The organism is Shimia fortis (assembly GCF_040225985.1).
Lineage (GTDB): Bacteria > Pseudomonadota > Alphaproteobacteria > Rhodobacterales > Rhodobacteraceae > Shimia.
On sequence record NZ_JBBPEU010000001.1, the window covers coordinates 627851 to 642889 of the forward strand.

General features: G+C 60.3%; 15 protein-coding genes. 7 read left to right on the plus strand and 8 right to left on the minus strand.

Annotated features, from left to right (window positions below; translation table 11 throughout):
* Positions 1 to 2 precede the first annotated feature (2 nt).
* A complete protein-coding gene (locus WNE31_RS02890; RefSeq protein ID WP_349978152.1) occupies positions 3 to 1157 on the minus strand; it encodes an aromatic ring-hydroxylating oxygenase subunit alpha in 1155 nt (384 codons plus the stop codon).
* 105 nt (positions 1158 to 1262) lie between these two features.
* On the opposite strand from WNE31_RS02890, the gene WNE31_RS02895 reads away from it, so the two are divergent.
* A complete protein-coding gene (locus WNE31_RS02895) occupies positions 1263 to 1871 on the plus strand; it encodes a TetR/AcrR family transcriptional regulator (protein WP_349978153.1) in 609 nt (202 codons plus the stop codon).
* 76 nt (positions 1872 to 1947) lie between these two features.
* On the plus strand, positions 1948 to 2358 hold the full coding sequence (locus WNE31_RS02900; RefSeq protein ID WP_349978155.1) for a globin domain-containing protein: 411 nt from the start codon (positions 1948 to 1950) through the stop codon (positions 2356 to 2358).
* Here the strand turns inward: WNE31_RS02900 and WNE31_RS02905 are convergent, their stop codons facing one another.
* Positions 2359 to 3834, minus strand: coding sequence for an NAD-dependent succinate-semialdehyde dehydrogenase (locus WNE31_RS02905; RefSeq protein ID WP_349978157.1), 1476 nt, complete (start codon positions 3832 to 3834; stop codon positions 2359 to 2361).
* A 94-nt stretch (positions 3835 to 3928) separates the two neighbouring features.
* On the opposite strand from WNE31_RS02905, the gene WNE31_RS02910 reads away from it, so the two are divergent.
* Entirely contained in the window at positions 3929 to 4738 is an 810-nt protein-coding gene (locus WNE31_RS02910) for an alpha/beta hydrolase (RefSeq protein ID WP_349978159.1), read from the plus strand.
* Positions 4735 to 6318: a GMC family oxidoreductase gene (locus tag WNE31_RS02915; protein ID WP_349978161.1), complete on the plus strand. Its 1584-nt coding sequence runs from the start codon at positions 4735 to 4737 to the stop codon at positions 6316 to 6318. Before WNE31_RS02910 ends, WNE31_RS02915 begins: the two co-directional genes overlap by 4 nt.
* On the opposite strand, the gene yghU is transcribed toward WNE31_RS02915, so the two are convergent.
* The 4 genes from yghU to rpsU all read right to left on the minus strand — a co-directional run bounded on the left by yghU (position 6315) and on the right by rpsU (position 9507).
* Positions 6315 to 7196 (minus strand): glutathione-dependent disulfide-bond oxidoreductase, encoded by an 882-nt coding sequence (gene yghU / locus WNE31_RS02920; RefSeq protein WP_349978163.1) that lies wholly within the window; start codon positions 7194 to 7196, stop codon positions 6315 to 6317. The two genes, WNE31_RS02915 and yghU, sit on opposite strands and share 4 nt — an antisense overlap.
* A 195-nt stretch (positions 7197 to 7391) precedes the next feature.
* Positions 7392 to 7907 carry a ferritin gene (locus WNE31_RS02925; RefSeq protein WP_349978164.1) on the minus strand — a complete coding sequence of 172 codons (516 nt, stop codon included), beginning with the start codon at positions 7905 to 7907 and terminating at the stop codon, positions 7392 to 7394.
* 126 nt (positions 7908 to 8033) lie between these two features.
* Positions 8034 to 9092 (minus strand): adenylate/guanylate cyclase domain-containing protein, encoded by a 1059-nt coding sequence (locus WNE31_RS02930; protein WP_349978165.1) that lies wholly within the window; start codon positions 9090 to 9092, stop codon positions 8034 to 8036.
* A gap of 208 nt (positions 9093 to 9300) precedes the next feature.
* Positions 9301 to 9507 carry a 30S ribosomal protein S21 gene (gene rpsU / locus WNE31_RS02935; RefSeq protein ID WP_005614280.1) on the minus strand — a complete coding sequence of 69 codons (207 nt, stop codon included), beginning with the start codon at positions 9505 to 9507 and terminating at the stop codon, positions 9301 to 9303.
* A gap of 113 nt (positions 9508 to 9620) precedes the next feature.
* On the opposite strand from rpsU, the gene WNE31_RS02940 reads away from it, so the two are divergent.
* Both WNE31_RS02940 and WNE31_RS02945 read left to right on the plus strand, forming a co-directional pair.
* The gene (locus WNE31_RS02940; protein WP_349978167.1) at positions 9621 to 10295 is read left to right on the plus strand and encodes a COQ9 family protein; all 675 of its coding nucleotides are present in this window, start codon (positions 9621 to 9623) and stop codon (positions 10293 to 10295) included.
* A 180-nt stretch (positions 10296 to 10475) separates the two neighbouring features.
* The gene (locus tag WNE31_RS02945; protein WP_349978168.1) at positions 10476 to 11459 is read left to right on the plus strand and encodes an NAD(P)H-quinone oxidoreductase; all 984 of its coding nucleotides are present in this window, start codon (positions 10476 to 10478) and stop codon (positions 11457 to 11459) included.
* 85 nt (positions 11460 to 11544) lie between these two features.
* Here the strand turns inward: WNE31_RS02945 and WNE31_RS02950 are convergent, their stop codons facing one another.
* The gene (locus WNE31_RS02950) at positions 11545 to 12312 is read right to left on the minus strand and encodes a FadR/GntR family transcriptional regulator (RefSeq protein ID WP_349978170.1); all 768 of its coding nucleotides are present in this window, start codon (positions 12310 to 12312) and stop codon (positions 11545 to 11547) included.
* A gap of 162 nt (positions 12313 to 12474) precedes the next feature.
* On the opposite strand from WNE31_RS02950, the gene WNE31_RS02955 reads away from it, so the two are divergent.
* On the plus strand, positions 12475 to 13692 hold the full coding sequence (locus WNE31_RS02955) for an aminotransferase-like domain-containing protein (protein WP_349978172.1): 1218 nt from the start codon (positions 12475 to 12477) through the stop codon (positions 13690 to 13692).
* A gap of 60 nt (positions 13693 to 13752) precedes the next feature.
* Here the strand turns inward: WNE31_RS02955 and WNE31_RS02960 are convergent, their stop codons facing one another.
* Positions 13753 to 14967, minus strand: coding sequence for a TsoY family (seleno)protein (locus WNE31_RS02960; RefSeq protein ID WP_349978174.1), 1215 nt, complete (start codon positions 14965 to 14967; stop codon positions 13753 to 13755).
* Positions 14968 to 15039: the final 72 nt, after the last annotated feature.

A 15039-nucleotide genomic window follows, 5' to 3' on the forward strand; every position in this document is an offset into this window, starting at 1 on the left:
TTTCAAGCCTGCTCTTCTTCCATGGCGGCCATGACCGTCTGGTTAAAGGCGGCAAGGGCGCCTTCAAACCGGCCGAACGTCACATGCCGGTTGGCCCCCGCACCCAGCCCCGCCTGCGCTCCGGCATTGACCTCGAAGTCTTCGGACAGGGTGACCTTGGTGATGGCATGGTTGCGCTTCCAGTGCTCGGCCTGTTCCGAATCCTCAAGGTTGCTTGAGGCGGGCACTACGGTGGAAAGGCGAAGTTCTGTCTGCCCCTCGTTCAGTGGGGTCGCGTGGATCCATGCGATGTGATCTTGCATGACCAGAAGCTGGCTGAGCGGGAACACGCAATAGAGCACGTTGGCATCCCTGCGGATGTCCCAATCCTCGCGCGGCATGTCCTGCAGGTCGGCCAGATGGGCGCGGGGCAGAACCGAGCGCATATGTTTGCCCAGCATCCGGTAACTGGACAGGTTATCAAGAAAATGCGGCCCGATCGTGTGCTTGTGTGTGACCTTGAAATGATAGGCTTCGATGCCGCCTTCGATCAGCAATTTCCAGTTGGCGTCGACGGTCAAGGTATCCGAGACGGCGATTTTCATTTTGGCCGTGTCGAGCCAGCCGAAATCCTCGACCAGAGGGGCGACAAAGGCGTCGATGTGCATTGTGCCGTTTGGATCCGGCAAAACCCAGATCCAGCCCAACCGTTCCGCAGCGGGGAGGCGTATCAGCCCCATTTTGGATTTGTCGACGCCGGGAAACCCCTGTTTTTCATGGGGAATTCCGCGCAAATCGCCTTGGTTCGAAAATGTCCAGGCGTGGTAAGGGCAGGAAAACGCGTTTCTGCATCCCTTCTCGTCCTCGACCAGACGTGCGCCACGATGGCGGCAGACGTTCAGGAATGCATGCACTTTGCCGTCCCTGTCTCGGGTCAACAGGACAGGCAAGCCCGCAATCTCCTTGCGCAGGAAACTACCGGCGTCTGGCAGTTCGCTGGCATGTACTGTCAATTGGGGAAATCGGCGGAAGACTTGCGCCTGTTCCTGCTGAAAATGCGCCGGGTCGTTATAGCGGGACACGGGGTTCTCAAAGATGGTGTCGTCCAGATAGGCCGATTGGGCCGAATGCAGGCCCAGCAATTCTTCTAGAAGATAGAGTTCAGTCGCGCGTTCCATATGAGCCTCCTTACCATTCGGTAAGATTATATGCTTACCAAATGGTAAGTTGTCAACAGATTCGAATTCGGGCATCCCTGTCGGGGCAATGACCGGAGTTCAGACATGACTGCAGAGGCGCCACATGATACACGGACCCAATTCATAGAGGCGGCTCGCCAGCTTTTTGCCGAGCGGGGCTTTTATGGAACGTCGATTGCCGCCATCGCGGACGAGTTGGGGATGACCAAACAGGCGCTGATCCACCATTTCGGCAGTAAGGAAAAACTCTATGGCGAGGTGCTGGCACGGCTGTCCAACCGGTTTACGCGTGTCTTGGAGGATATTGAGGCGGGCGGTGGCCCGGCAGAGGACCGTTTGCGCCGGTTCTGCACCACGTTCTGCGAGATTGCCCTGACGCATCCCGACGACACGCGGCTGATCATGCGAGAGCTTCTCGACAACCGCCAGAGGGCTGAACAGGCCGATGCATGGTATCTGAAACCATTTCTCGAAAACCTGACCAACACCGTTCTTGAAACTGAACGCTGGCAGGACGCCACGCCGCCCGAGGCGTTGGCGCTGGTCTATAATGTGCTGGGGGCGGTGAGTTACTTCGCTATCTCCGAGCCTACCCTGTCGCGCATGTTCGGCCCGACGGAATACGAGGCCACCCGTCGTGCCTATCCCGACAAAGTCGCACTTTTGGCGGAGGGGTTCTTTGGCACGGCATAGGCGTCCGGCCTGATGTTAAGGATTGCTTCAAAAGATCATGTCACCTTGTCCGCACGGGTGGTTCGCAAGGCAGGACATGATGGACAAGACGCAAAGACAGGTGCTGGAGCAAAGCTATGTGCAGGTCTTCGCCCGCAAGGCAGAGCTGGCCACGCGGTTTTATGATCACCTGTTCGCGGCCGATCCGGGGCTGCGCGCCCTGTTCCCGAAAGACATGTTCATGCAGCGCGAAATGTTCGCGTCGATCCTGGTGCTGATCCTCAAACACGCCTCGCGCCCCGAGACATTTCATGATCTGGGCGGGCGTCTTGCGGCGCAACACGCCAAGACGGGGGTGACCTATACCCAATACGCGTTGGCGGTGGATGCCTTTGTCGCGGCGATGCGGGATGTTTTGGGGGCCGCACTGTTGCCCGAAGTGGAACAGGCCTGGCAGGCGGCCATGCAGGATCTGGTGTCCCACATGGCCCCCGACATGTCCGGCTGATCAGACGGACATGCAGATATATTTCATTTCGAGGTAATCCTCGATGCCGTGATGGCTGCCTTCGCGGCCGAGGCCCGATTGCTTGACGCCGCCGAACGGGGCGACCTCGGTCGAGATGATGCCGGTGTTCACTCCGACGATCCCGTATTCCAGTGCCTCGGCCACTTTGTAAACGCGGCTCAGGTCCTTGGCATAGAAATACGAGGCCAGACCAAAGATCGTGTCGTTGGCCATCGCGATCACTTCGTCCTCGTTCTCGAACTTGAACAGCGGGGCCAGCGGGCCAAAGGTTTCGTCCGTGGCAAAGGCCATGTCGGTCGTCGCACCGGTCACGATGGTCGGCTGAAAGAACGTCCCGCCAAGTTCGGATGGATTGCCGCCCAGAATGACCTCGGCCCCTTTGGCGGTGGCATCGGCGATGTGTTCCTGCACCTTCTCGACCGCTTCGCCGTTGATCAGCGGGCCAAAGATGGTGCCGTCCTCAAGGCCGTCACCGACCTTCATTTCGGCGACGCGCGCGCGCAGTTTTTCGGCAAAGGCATCATAAACACCCGCCTGCACGTAAATCCGGTTGGCACAGACACAGGTTTGCCCGTTGTTGCGGAATTTGCACAGGATTGCGCCTTCAACCGCCGCATCCAGATCGGCGTCGTCGAACACGATGAACGGCGCGTTGCCGCCCAGTTCCATCGAGCATTTCATCACGCTGTCCGCCGCCTGCCGCAGCAGGATACGCCCCACTTCGGTCGAGCCGGTAAAGGTCAGTTTGCGCACGGCATCGTTTTCGCAGAATTCCTTGCCGATCTCGCTGGCACGCGACGAGGGCACGACATTGAACACGCCAGCCGGAATGCCTGCGCGTTCGGCCAGAACGCCCAGCACGATTGCTGAAAGCGGCGTTTCCGCTGCCGGACGGGCCACAAAAGAGCAGCCTGCCGCCAGCGCCGGACCGGCCTTGCGGGTGATCATCGCGTTGGGAAAGTTCCAGGGGGTGATCGACGCGGCCACACCAATCGGCTGTTTGATCACGGTGATGCGTTTGTCGCGCTGGTGGCCGGGAATGGTTTCGCCATAGATGCGTTTGGCTTCTTCCCCGAAAAATTCGATGAAGGATGCGCCATAGGCGATTTCGCCCACCGCTTCGGCCAGCGGCTTGCCCATTTCGGCGGTCAGGATGGTGCCAAGATCCTGCTGGTTCTCCATCATCAGGTCGAACCATTTGCGCAGCACGGCGGCGCGTTCCTTGCCGGTCCACTTGGCCCAGTCTTTCTGTGCGGTATCGGCCTGCGCGATTGCGCCCGCAACCTGTGCGCGGCTGACATCGGCCACTTGGGCAATCACGTCGCCACGGGCGGGGTTGGTCACTTCAAAGGTGCCATTGTCCCCTTCAACCCAGGCTCCGCCGATATAGGCGCGGGTTTCCAGAAGGCTGGGATCCTTGAGCAGGGACTTCAGGTCGGTGGTGGTGTCGAGCATGGGTGTGTCTCCGGTTTTCGATGGCACAGGCAAGGTAATTGCGGCTAGGGTTCGAGTGCAACCTGTTCGCATAATTACTTAACAAGATAAGCAAATGAGTCAAGACAGCCTCGATGACGCCTACGCCAACGCTACATATATTCCGGGTGCCGCGGAATATCCCCCAAGATGGACCAAAGAAGCCCGGGCTTTTCGCGATAATCTTCGAGAAAATGACCAGATCATCGAAGATTTTCCCTATGGCGAGGGCGCGCGCGAAGTTTTCGACCTGATGATGCCGGAAACCCCGGCAATGGGTCTCGCTGTGTTTGTGCATGGCGGCTATTGGCTGCGCTTTGACAAATCCGTCTGGTCGCATCTCGCGGCGGGTCTGCTTGCGCGGGGCTGGGCCGTTGCCATGCCGTCCTATGACCTGTGTCCGTCGGTGCGGATCAGGGACATCACCCGTCAGATCACCCTTGCCGTGACCGAGGCCGCCGCCCATGTTGCGGGCCCCATCCTTTTGGCAGGGCATTCGGCGGGCGGACATCTGGTGGCGCGCATGGCCTGCGAAAACGTGCTGCCCACGAATATTGCCAACAGGCTCAAACACGTGATGCCGATTTCTCCGCTCAGCGACCTGCGCCCCCTGATGCAGACCGCGATGAATGATGACTTCAACATGGACGAGGCCGCGGCCATGGCCGAAAGCCCGATCTTCAAAAAGCCGCTCTCGGTGCCGGTCACAGTCTGGGTCGGAGAGGACGAACGCCCGGCTTTTCTGGATCAGGCCATGTGGCTGGCCGAAGCGTGGGAATGCGGACATGTCGTTGAGCAGGGCAAACACCATTTCGACGTGATCGACGGCCTGACAGACCCCGACAGCCTTTTGACCCAAATGTTGATTGGCGGAGACATCGCATGAGCTGGGATTACATCGTTGTTGGCGCAGGCAGCGCAGGCTGTGTTGTGGCAAGCCGGCTAAGCGCCGCCGGTTACAAGGTGCTGTTGCTCGAGGCGGGCGGCAGAGACAACTACCACTGGATTCACATCCCGATGGGGTATCTTTACTGCATCGGCAATCCGCGCACCGACTGGATGTATAAAACGGCACCCGATGCTGGGTTGAACGGCCGGTCCCTCCTCTATCCGCGCGGCAAGGTGCTGGGCGGGTGTTCATCAATCAACGGGATGCTGTACCTGCGCGGGCAGGCGGCAGATTATGACGGCTGGCGGCAGATGGGCAATCCGGGCTGGGGCTGGGACGATGTGCTGCCCCTGTTCAAGCGGGCCGAGGATTACATGGATGGCCCCTCTGAAATGCACGGCACCGGCGGCGAATGGCATGTCGACAACCAGCGCCTGCACTGGGATGTTCTGGACGATTGGATGGCCGCCGCCGAGGCCGCGGGGATCAGGCGGACCAATGATTTCAACACCGGTAACAACGAAGGTGTCGGCTATTTCAAGGTGAATCAGACCAAGGGCTGGCGGCTGAACACAGCCAAGGCGTTCCTGCGCCCCGTCAAGGATACGCGCCTGAAGGTCGAGGTCCATGCCCAGACCAACCGTCTCTTGATCGAAGAGGGGCGGGTTATCGGGGTTGAATACACCCAGAACGGCCAGGTAAAACAGGCCCGTGCGGGGGGCGAGGTGATCCTGTCCGCGGGGGCCGTGAATTCACCCAAGATCCTGCAGCTCTCAGGCATCGGGCCGGGCGCACTGTTGCAAAAATACGGGATCGACACGCTGCACGAGATGCCTGCGATTGGCGAGAACCTGCAAGACCATCTGCAACTGCGCTGCGCCTGGAAACTGGACGGGGCAAAGACGCTGAATACCATGGCAAATTCACTTTGGGGCAAGGCGAAGATCGGGCTGGAGTATCTGGCGAAACGGTCCGGGCCGATGTCGATGGCGCCTTCGCAACTCGGCGCCTTCACGAAATCGCGCGCCGATCTGGAAACGCCTGATCTGGAATATCACGTGCAGCCCCTGACGCTTGAGGCGTTTGGCCAGCCGCTGCACGATTTTCCCGCCATGACCGCCAGTGTCTGTAACCTGCGTCCGGAAAGCCGCGGGCATGTGCGCATCGCGTCGCCCGACCCGGAGGCCATGCCCGAGATCGCGCCGAATTACCTTTCCACCGAAGGGGATCGCGCGGTTGCCGTGGCGGCCATTCGTCAGGCACGCCACATCATGGGGCAGGCCCCGATGGCGAAATACAGTCCCGAGGAAATGAAACCGGGCCTCACGGCACAGGACGATGCCCAGTTGGTACAGGCGGCGGGCGATATCGGCACCACGATCTTTCACCCCGTCGGCACAGTGCGCATGGGCGCGGATGATGCCGCACCGCTTGATCCGCAATTGAGGATGCGTGGCCTCGGCGGCCTGCGCGTGGTCGATGCGTCGATCATGCCGACCATCACCAGCGGAAATACAAACTCGCCGACCATCATGATCGGCGAGAAAGCAAGTCAGATGATTTTGGAAGGGGCCTAGGCCTCTTCCCCCTCGGCGGGTTCCAGCTTGTCCTGCGTCGCGGTTTCAAAATCCTCGGCGCTGTGGCGGTTGCGCAGTTGTTTATCAAGGTCGCCCCAAGACCGGTTGACCATCACGCCGCGTTTCACTGCGGGGCGGTCGTTGATCTCTTTGGCCCAGCGTTGCACGTGCTCATAGCTTTCCACGTCAAGGAATTCGCCCGCTTCGTACAGACGACCCAGGGCCAAAGCACCGTACCACGACCAGATCGCGATATCGGCGATAGTATAGTCTTCGCCCGCGATATAACGCGTCTCGGCCAGTTGGCGGTTCAGCACGTCAAGCTGGCGCTTGGTTTCCATCGCAAAGCGGTTGATCGGGTATTCCCACTTTTCCGGCGCATAGGCATAGAAATGGCCAAAGCCGCCGCCCAGATAAGGGGCACTGCCCATCTGCCAGAAAAGCCAGCTGAGCATCTCGGGGCGTTTGGCCGGATCAGACGGCAGGAAAGCATCGAATTTCTCGGCAAGGTGCAACAGGATCGCGCCGGATTCGAACACGCGCACCGGCGTGTCTCCGCTGCGGTCCATCAACGCGGGAATTTTCGAGTTGGGGTTCACATCGACAAACCCCGACCCAAACTGGTCCCCGTCGCCGATATTGATCAGCCATGCATCATATTCCGCGCCCTTGTGACCTGCGGCCAGCAGTTCTTCCAGCATCACGGTCACCTTCACCCCGTTCGGGGTTGCCAGCGAATATAGCTGGTAAGGATGTTCTCCCACAGGCAGCTCTTTGTCATGGGTCGGCCCTGCAATAGGGCGGTTAATGCTGGCGAATTTTCCGCCGCTGCTTGCGTCCCATGTCCAGACTTTCGGGGGGGTATAGGTATCGGTCATTATGTATCGCGCCCTGTTTTTGTGGTTCCCGTCGAATGTAGGGGCTTTCTTGGGAATGTGGAGGGGCAACCCAGACCGCAAGTCCATATTCAGAGCGTTCGCCCCGCGATTTCTCAGGTTTTCAGAAAAAAAAGCAGGTTTCGGGCGGGATTCCCGAAACCTGTTCCAATCATGTGCAGTTTGGCGCGGGCGGTGTCAGGCCTCTTCCGGCGCAGGCACGGGGCGGGCCGCGCCCAATTCCTTGTCGAGCTCCAGAAGGAACCAGCGGTTGCCATCTGCCGCGCGGGCCTTGTCCAGAACGGTGGCAAAGACGTCTTCTTCTTCGATCTGTTCATCAAGGAACCAGTTCAGCATGTGCTGCGCGGAATAGTCGTCATGTTCTTTGGCCAGTGCGAACAGGGCATTGATCTGGGCGGACACGCCTTCCTCCATCGCAAGCGCTGTCGCGATGGTCTCTTCCGGCGATCCGTATTCCTCTTGTGGTTTGGCATTGCCTTCAAGCGTGACACGCCCGCCGCGTTTCACCATGAAATCATAGATGCGCATCGCGTGTTCGGTCTCTTCCAACGACTGGCTGCGGAACCACGCCGCAAATCCCGGCAGGTCAATCGAGTCGAAATAGGCCGCCATCGACAAATAGGTATAGGACGCCTGCAATTCGGCGTTGATCTGGGTGTTGAGGGCCTCGGCCACTTTGGCGTTCATCTTCATGTCTTGTCCTTTCTGGTCCCGCGCATGGTCTGATGGCGTCTGCGCCATCGGGGCGGGATCCCTTGTCACCAGATATAGGGTTTCAATAGCACCTTGGAAGGGGGTAAACGCATAAAAAACAATAGGTTAATGCAATTGATTTGCAGGTGCATTTGCAGGCGGCAGCCCGATCATCCGCGTCGCGTGCTGGTGGCCCCGCAGGGTCACGGTGCCAAGGTCGCGCGGGGTCAGACCGTCCGGGATCGGGGCTTCGGGGATCAGGTCGGCATCCATGATCGCGGCAAGCCCGTGTTCCTTGCACATGTCCTGTAACCGCTTGGCCACGTTGATCGTATCCCCGATATAGACCACCTGTCGTTTGCCCCAGCCACATTCACCCACTGCCACCTTGCCCCCTGCGATGCCCATCCGCAGGCTGGGGGCGATGCCGAAACTTTCAATATAATGCGCGCGACGCTGGTCGAGGCAGGTCAGGATCTCAGCCACACAGCGCAGCGCCCGCGCATTGCGGGCGGGTTTTTTCATGGGCCAGCTCATGATGATCTCATCGCCGACATAGTTGTGGATCTCGCCGCCATGGCGCTGGATCATCGGGTCGATATCCAAAAAGACCGAGGTGATCATCGACAGGGCGGCCTGATCGCCCAACCGGTCGGCCATCTCGGTCGATCCGGCCAGATCGGCCAGAACGAAAAGGCGTTTCTCCTGTACCGGCCGGGCATAGCGCCCGAGCAGGAAATTGCGCAGCGTCCGCGCCCCGATCAGGCGGCGGGTCTGGATGAAAAACTGGATCACAAAGGCAAAGAGCGCCGCGAAAAAGATATCGCGCCGCAGCCCGTTTTCCGCCCAGATCTCGAACTGGACCGGATCCCGGATCAGGATGATATGCGAGGCCGAAAGCGCAATCCTGAGAATGATAAAGGTGATGATCCCGCGCACGATCAGGCCGGGGCCAAAAGGCAGGCGCCGCAACAGCCGCCCGGCCACGCTGGCCGAGACCAGAGCTTCCAACGCGATTACGATCACGGCCACCAACGCGCCTCGTTCCGCCCCGCGCAACAGGGTGATGCCCGTGGTTTCGCGGCCGTACACCTCGTGCACGATATTCGTGTAGAACCCGCCCAGCACCCCGCCAAGAGCGATGATCAGAAACAGGGTGCCAAGGTTCTTGCGTAGCGTATACATTGATGTGTCAAAACCCGGGGCGCGGAAGAAGAATAATGAATGACACGTCTTACACCCGATTTTCCGTCGCGGGTAAACAGGGGCGTTTGCCTAGCAGGAGCACCTGCGGTCTTTGTCGCGCGGAGTCTCCGGACACAAAAATGACAAACCCCCGCGGCGGGGGCCACGGGGGTCATCAATTCATATGTGTCCAAAGCTGGAGGCGTGCTTAGAGCAAACCTTCGCGCTGGGCTTTCTTGCGTGCCAGTTTACGGGCACGGCGGATCGCTTCAGCTTTCTCGCGCGCTTTTTTCTCGGACGGCTTTTCGAAATGTTGCTTGAGCTTCATTTCACGGAAGACGCCTTCACGCTGCAGCTTTTTCTTCAGGGCACGAAGCGCCTGATCGACATTGTTGTCGCGAACACTAACCTGCATGTGGTATTCACCACCTTTCTAAGTTTTGAGTTGCAATGAAATTGCAGGAGGTGGCCCTATAGCAAAGCTGTTTTGCTTTGTCTAGTATGCGCACAAGAACAAGGAGAGCCGCCATGACGTCGACCGATCCCAAAGATGCCCTGCTGGATGCCGCTCTGATGCATGTGGTGTTCGACGGCTGGAGCGCCGAAACCTTTGATGCGGCCATCCGGGACAGCGGGGTCAATCCGGTCGTGGCAAAGGCCCTGTGCCCGCGCGGCGCGGTTGACCTTGCCGTGGCCTATCACAAGCGCGGCGATGCGCTGATGCTGGCGCGCTTCGAGGCCGAGGACCTGTCCGAGATGCGCTATAGCGAAAGGGTTGCCGCTCTGGTGCGGTTCCGCCTTGAAGCCGCCGATGACAAAGAGGCGGTGCGTCGGGGCACCACCCTGTTTGCCCTTCCGCAATATGCCGGCACGGGGGCTGAGCTGGTCTGGGGCACCTGTGATGCGATCTGGACGGCGCTGGGCGACACGTCGGACGATGTGAACTGGTACACCAAGCGCATGACCCTGTCGGCGGTGTATGGATCGACCGTTCTTTACTGGCTGGGCGATGAAAGCGAGGGGCACGAGGCGACCTGGGCCTTTCTGGATCGTCGTATCGACAATGTCATGAGCTTTGAAAAAACCAAGGCCCGGTTCCGCAACAGCCCCGTGGGCAAGATGATGGCGGGTCCGCTTGGGGTGTTGTCGCAGATCCGGCCGCCCCGGTCGCGCAACGATCTGCCGGGCCAATCGCGGGGCTAAGGGCCTCCCGCCCCTTTTGCGGCGCATCATAGATGCGTCCCAAAGCGTTGGGCGGGGCCGCGCTGTGCGCGGCGGGCGCGTCCATGGGGGACGTCTGTGCATCCCATCACCAAGGCTGTGGTTCTGATTGCCCCCCGCGACGGGGATGCTAGAACGGTTGCAAAGCTTGAGGAGACCTCCATGACCCAGACAATGCGCGCAATCGAAATCACCGAACACGGCGGACCGGAAGTCCTCAAACCCACCGAACGCCCGGTGCCCATGCCGGGTGCGGGCGAGGTGGTGATTCGCGTGGCATATGCCGGCGTGAACCGTCCTGATGCCTTGCAGCGCGCGGGCGCCTATGCTCCGCCCCCGAATGCCAGTGATCTGCCCGGGCTTGAGGCTTCGGGTACGATCGTTGCCGTGGGCGCGGGAGTCGGCGACTGGTCTGAAGGGGACGAGGTCTGTGCCCTGTTGCCGGGGGGTGGCTATGCCGAATATGCCCTGACCCCGGCGGCCCATTGTCTGCCTGTCCCGAAAGGCATGGGGCTGCGCGAGGCCGCCTGTCTGCCCGAGACCTTCTTTACGGTCTGGTCCAACGTGTTCCAGCGCGGTGGCCTGAAGGCGGGGGAACGGTTTCTCGTGCATGGTGGATCCAGCGGAATCGGCACCACGGCCATCCAGCTGGCAAATGTGCTTGGCGCGCGGGTGTTTGCGACAGCTGGGTCGGATGAAAAATGTGCCGCCTGTCTGGATCTTGGGGCTGAGCGGGCGATCAATTACCGTGACGAGGATTTCGTCGAGGTGCTGCGCGCCGAAGGGGGCGCGAACCTGATCCTCGACATGGTGGGCGGGCCTTACATCCCGCGCAACATCAAGGCGCTGGCGGATGACGGGCGGCTTGTCCAGATCGCCTTTTTGTCGGGGCCCAAGGTCGAGTTGAATTTTGCGCAGGTAATGACGCGCCGCCTGACCATCACCGGCAGCACCCTGCGCCCGCAGAGCGACCTTGCCAAGGCGCGGATCGCCGCCGACTTGCGCGAGAAGGTCTGGCCGCTGCTGGATGCGGGGCGGGTGGCGCCCGTGATGGACAGCGAGTTTGACCTGACCGATGCCGCCGCCGCCCATGCGCGGATGGAGAGCAGCGGCCATATCGGCAAGATCGTTCTGAAGGTTGCCTAGGGGCAGGGGCGCTGCCCCTCTTGGCCCCCTTGTGGGGGCCAATTCACCCCGAGGTATTTTCCCCAAGAAAAAGGGCGGGGGTGGCTCAGCGGCGTTGTTCGTGCTCGAAGCGCTGGCGGGCGACGGCCTCGTTCCGTTCGGCTTTCTTATGATCCGAGAGCGAGCCTTCAACATAGTTGAGGTGGTCAATGACCGCCTTCCTCGCGGCGTCGGGGTCACGGGCCTGAAGGGCGGTGTTGATCGCGCGGTGCTGCTCGAGAAGATCGCTGCGGGTGGTGCGCTGTTTGAACATGATGCCGCGGTTGTAGAACACGCCTTCGCGTAGCAACTGATACATGGATCGCATCATGTGCAGCATGATCACGTTATGGCTGGCCTCGATGATGGCGAGGTGGAAATCCGCGTCCAGCCGGGATTCATCCGCCGGGTTCCGCTTGGCATGGGCGGCTTCCATCTTGTCAAACACGGTCTGGATCACCTTGAGGTCGGTGTCCGAGGCAAACCGGGCGGCGCGTTCGGCGGCCAGCCCCTCCATGTCGCGGCGGAACGAGATATAGTCGAACACCGCCTCGTCATGTTCCGAGAAAAGTTTGATCAGACTTTCCGAGAACGCGCTGCCAAGCACATCGGCCACAAAGATGCCGGCGCCGGCCTTGGAGACCAGAAGACCGCGATCCTGCAGGTCGGCAATGGCCTCGCGCAGCGACGGGCGCGAGACGCCGAGCTTGTCCGACAGGTCCCGCTCTGACGGCAGGCGTTCGCCCGGGCGCAGAATGCCTCGCAGGATCAGGAGCTCGATCTGGCGGATGACCGAGGTAGAGAGTTTTTCGGTTTGGACTTTTTGAAAAGGCATTTTGGACCTGTGCGCGTGGTCAGGTGACTTGACCACATCCCGTAAAGGGGGGCAAGGCCCGCCGGCCTGTTCACGAAAATTGTTACAATTAGTCAGTATTGTTGACTTATATTGCGCAACGCCTAGGGTGGCCGGATCGAAAATGACTCGCTGGGGAAGATCATGAAGCTGGAACAGATGTTTGCCGGGCGCACAAAGCGGATGAAAGCGTCGGAGATCCGGGAATTGCTTAAGCTTTTGGATCAGCCGGGGATCATTTCCTTTGCCGGGGGGATTCCCGACCCGGCCCTGTTCCCGGCAGAGGCTTTTTCCAAGGCCCTGTCGGCCTGTATGACGGATCATGCGGCCTCGGCGCTGCAATATTCGGTTAGTGAAGGGTATCGTCCGTTGCGCGGCTGGCTGGTGGGCGAGATGGCCAAGATCGGTGTGCCTTGCGACGTGGACAATATTCTGATCACCAGTGGGTCGCAGCAGGCGCTGGATTACCTTGGCAGGCTGTTCCTGTCGCCGGGGGATACGGCGCTGGTGAACTGGCCGACTTATATGGGGGCGCTGGGGGCGTTCAACCCGTACGAGCCACGCTATGATCAGCTGAGCATCAACGGCAACCGCGCGCCCGAGGATTATGTACAGGCTGCGCAAGAGGCCACGGGCGGGCGGGTAAAATTTGCCTACCTGTCGTCTGATTTTTCGAACCCGACCGGCGAGACCGTGGATCTGCGGGGGCGGCAGAACCTTCTGGATCTGGCCGAGGCGGTGGATTGTGCGGTGATCGAGGATGCGGCCTATCAGGCGCTGCGCTATGACGGGTCCGACATTCCGCCCATCCTCGCGCTGGAAATCGCCCGCAAGGGGGATATCGAGGCGTGCCGAACGATCTATTGCGGCAGCTTTTCCAAGACCCTGTCGCCGGGGTTGCGCGTGGGCTGGATCGTGGCGGCCAAACCGGTGATTGCGCAGCTTGTGCTGATGAAGCAGGCCTCGGACCTGCATTCGCCAACCCTGAACCAGATGGCGATCAACCATGTCGCGCGCAGCTGTTTCGAGGACCATGTCGCCACAGTGCGCGGGGCCTATGGCGCGCGGCGTGATGCGATGCTGGCCGCGCTTGCAACCTATATGCCGCCGGGTGTGGATTGGACCCGCCCCGAGGGGGGCATGTTCGTGTGGCTGACTCTGCCGGTGGCTGTGGACGGGGCCGATTTGCTGGCCCAGGCGCTCGAGACGCAGAAGGTGGCTTTTGTGCCGGGGCATGCGTTTTTCGCGGACGGGTCGGGGCGCAACACGATCCGGCTGAGCTTCTCCTGCGCGGACGAGGCGACCATCGACGAAGGTGTGCGCCGGTTGGCGGCGGCACTGCGGGCGGCATTGGGCGCGTAAGCGGCACGGAAAAAGGGGCGCCCGGAAGCGCCCCTTTTCTTTGCGTGAGTGGTGTTTCGTTTATTCGGCGGGAACGGCGGTGCCTGCGGCCGGTTTGCCGAAATGCTGGCGGTTCAGGCGGATCACCAGAACGATCATGCTGATCTGGAACAGGATCGCGATCGTGCTCACGGCCCAATAGGCGACCGAGAACTTGTCGATCAGGCCCGCGCCAACCAGCCCCTTGTTGGTGAAGAAATGGGTCATCACCGCCAGTGCCACACCGGGGCAGACCAGCGCATAGGACCCGGGCGAGGTTTTCGTGCCGAACACGAAGTCAGTGAAATATCCCTGGCGACGCAGAACCAGAAGACCCAGCATCAGGAACACGATCTGTACCGACAGCATCCGGCCCAGCATCATCAGGTTGTCGGTCGCGTTGCCATGCGCCCCGAAGGTTTCATGCAGCCCATGTCCCTGACGCAGCAACATGATGCCAAGCACGGTCATGATCGGCACCACCACCAACAGGGTCGGGCCGGCCTCTTTCGCGGTGCCGTGGTGCAGCATCGAGTTGAACGCCGTGAAGATCGCCACCAGTGCATAGACAATCGCGGTGATGCCGACAAAGGTCGACAGGATCAGCGACAGGCCCGAGGTGACGGGGTTCAGGCTCATCGCGGCAGGGGCCGACAGTCCCACAGCCACCATCGACAGCGCAAAGGCGGGCAGCATCTGGGCAAAAGAGTTGTTCGCCGTCACATCAAAAATGCCGCCTTGGGTCAGGATACGCCCGAGGAAATCACTGATCATGCGGAAGGCCAGCCAGCCGATCAGGGCAAAGGCGACAAGGGCCATCGGGAACAGGTATTCGACAATGCTCCACAATCCGGGAACGAAGACCAGCCCGACGATGAACATTCCGTTCACCGTCATGGCCAGCGCCAGCGGCATCGCCAGCAGGGTCGATTCGGCGTTCGAATTGCGCAGCGCGGTGTAGGCGTCGGTCTGTTTGAAGGCTTTGTAGGCCCCAAGGTTCCAGAACAGGTATTTCAGGTTCAGGAAGGCCATGATGGCGATGCCGATCACGGCCACGATGATCGCTGCTTGCAGCGGCGTGCCGCCGGTGGCAAAGGCGGCCGAGATGTCCTCGAAGGTGGGTACGGGTTTTCCGGGATGGGGGACCCAGAACATCAGGTACATAAAAAACGTGACCGACAATCCTCCTGCGCCCAGCGAGGCGAGGAAATAGAGCGGCGAATAGGTGTCTGCGGGGCGTTTGGCGGACGCGGACATGGCGACTCTCCATAAAATTCAAAACTTGGAATATATAATACATTCTAAATTTGGAATACATATGCGACATTC

Coding starts and splice junctions, on each gene's coding strand:
- WNE31_RS02925 (WP_349978164.1), bottom strand. CDS start 7,907: ATGAAGATGAACGCCAAAGTGGCCGAGGCCCTCAACACCCAGATCAAC.
- WNE31_RS02915 (WP_349978161.1), top strand. CDS start 4,735: ATGAGCTGGGATTACATCGTTGTTGGCGCAGGCAGCGCAGGCTGTGTT.
- WNE31_RS02950 (WP_349978170.1), bottom strand. CDS start 12,312: ATGCCTTTTCAAAAAGTCCAAACCGAAAAACTCTCTACCTCGGTCATC.
- WNE31_RS02930 (WP_349978165.1), bottom strand. CDS start 9,092: ATGTATACGCTACGCAAGAACCTTGGCACCCTGTTTCTGATCATCGCT.
- WNE31_RS02905 (WP_349978157.1), bottom strand. CDS start 3,834: ATGCTCGACACCACCACCGACCTGAAGTCCCTGCTCAAGGATCCCAGC.
- WNE31_RS02900 (WP_349978155.1), top strand. CDS start 1,948: ATGATGGACAAGACGCAAAGACAGGTGCTGGAGCAAAGCTATGTGCAG.
- yghU (WP_349978163.1), bottom strand. CDS start 7,196: ATGACCGATACCTATACCCCCCCGAAAGTCTGGACATGGGACGCAAGC.
- WNE31_RS02895 (WP_349978153.1), top strand. CDS start 1,263: ATGACTGCAGAGGCGCCACATGATACACGGACCCAATTCATAGAGGCG.
- WNE31_RS02910 (WP_349978159.1), top strand. CDS start 3,929: ATGAGTCAAGACAGCCTCGATGACGCCTACGCCAACGCTACATATATT.
- WNE31_RS02940 (WP_349978167.1), top strand. CDS start 9,621: ATGACGTCGACCGATCCCAAAGATGCCCTGCTGGATGCCGCTCTGATG.
- rpsU (WP_005614280.1), bottom strand. CDS start 9,507: ATGCAGGTTAGTGTTCGCGACAACAATGTCGATCAGGCGCTTCGTGCC.
- WNE31_RS02960 (WP_349978174.1), bottom strand. CDS start 14,967: ATGTCCGCGTCCGCCAAACGCCCCGCAGACACCTATTCGCCGCTCTAT.
- WNE31_RS02890 (WP_349978152.1), bottom strand. CDS start 1,157: ATGGAACGCGCGACTGAACTCTATCTTCTAGAAGAATTGCTGGGCCTG.
- WNE31_RS02945 (WP_349978168.1), top strand. CDS start 10,476: ATGACCCAGACAATGCGCGCAATCGAAATCACCGAACACGGCGGACCG.
- WNE31_RS02955 (WP_349978172.1), top strand. CDS start 12,475: ATGAAGCTGGAACAGATGTTTGCCGGGCGCACAAAGCGGATGAAAGCG.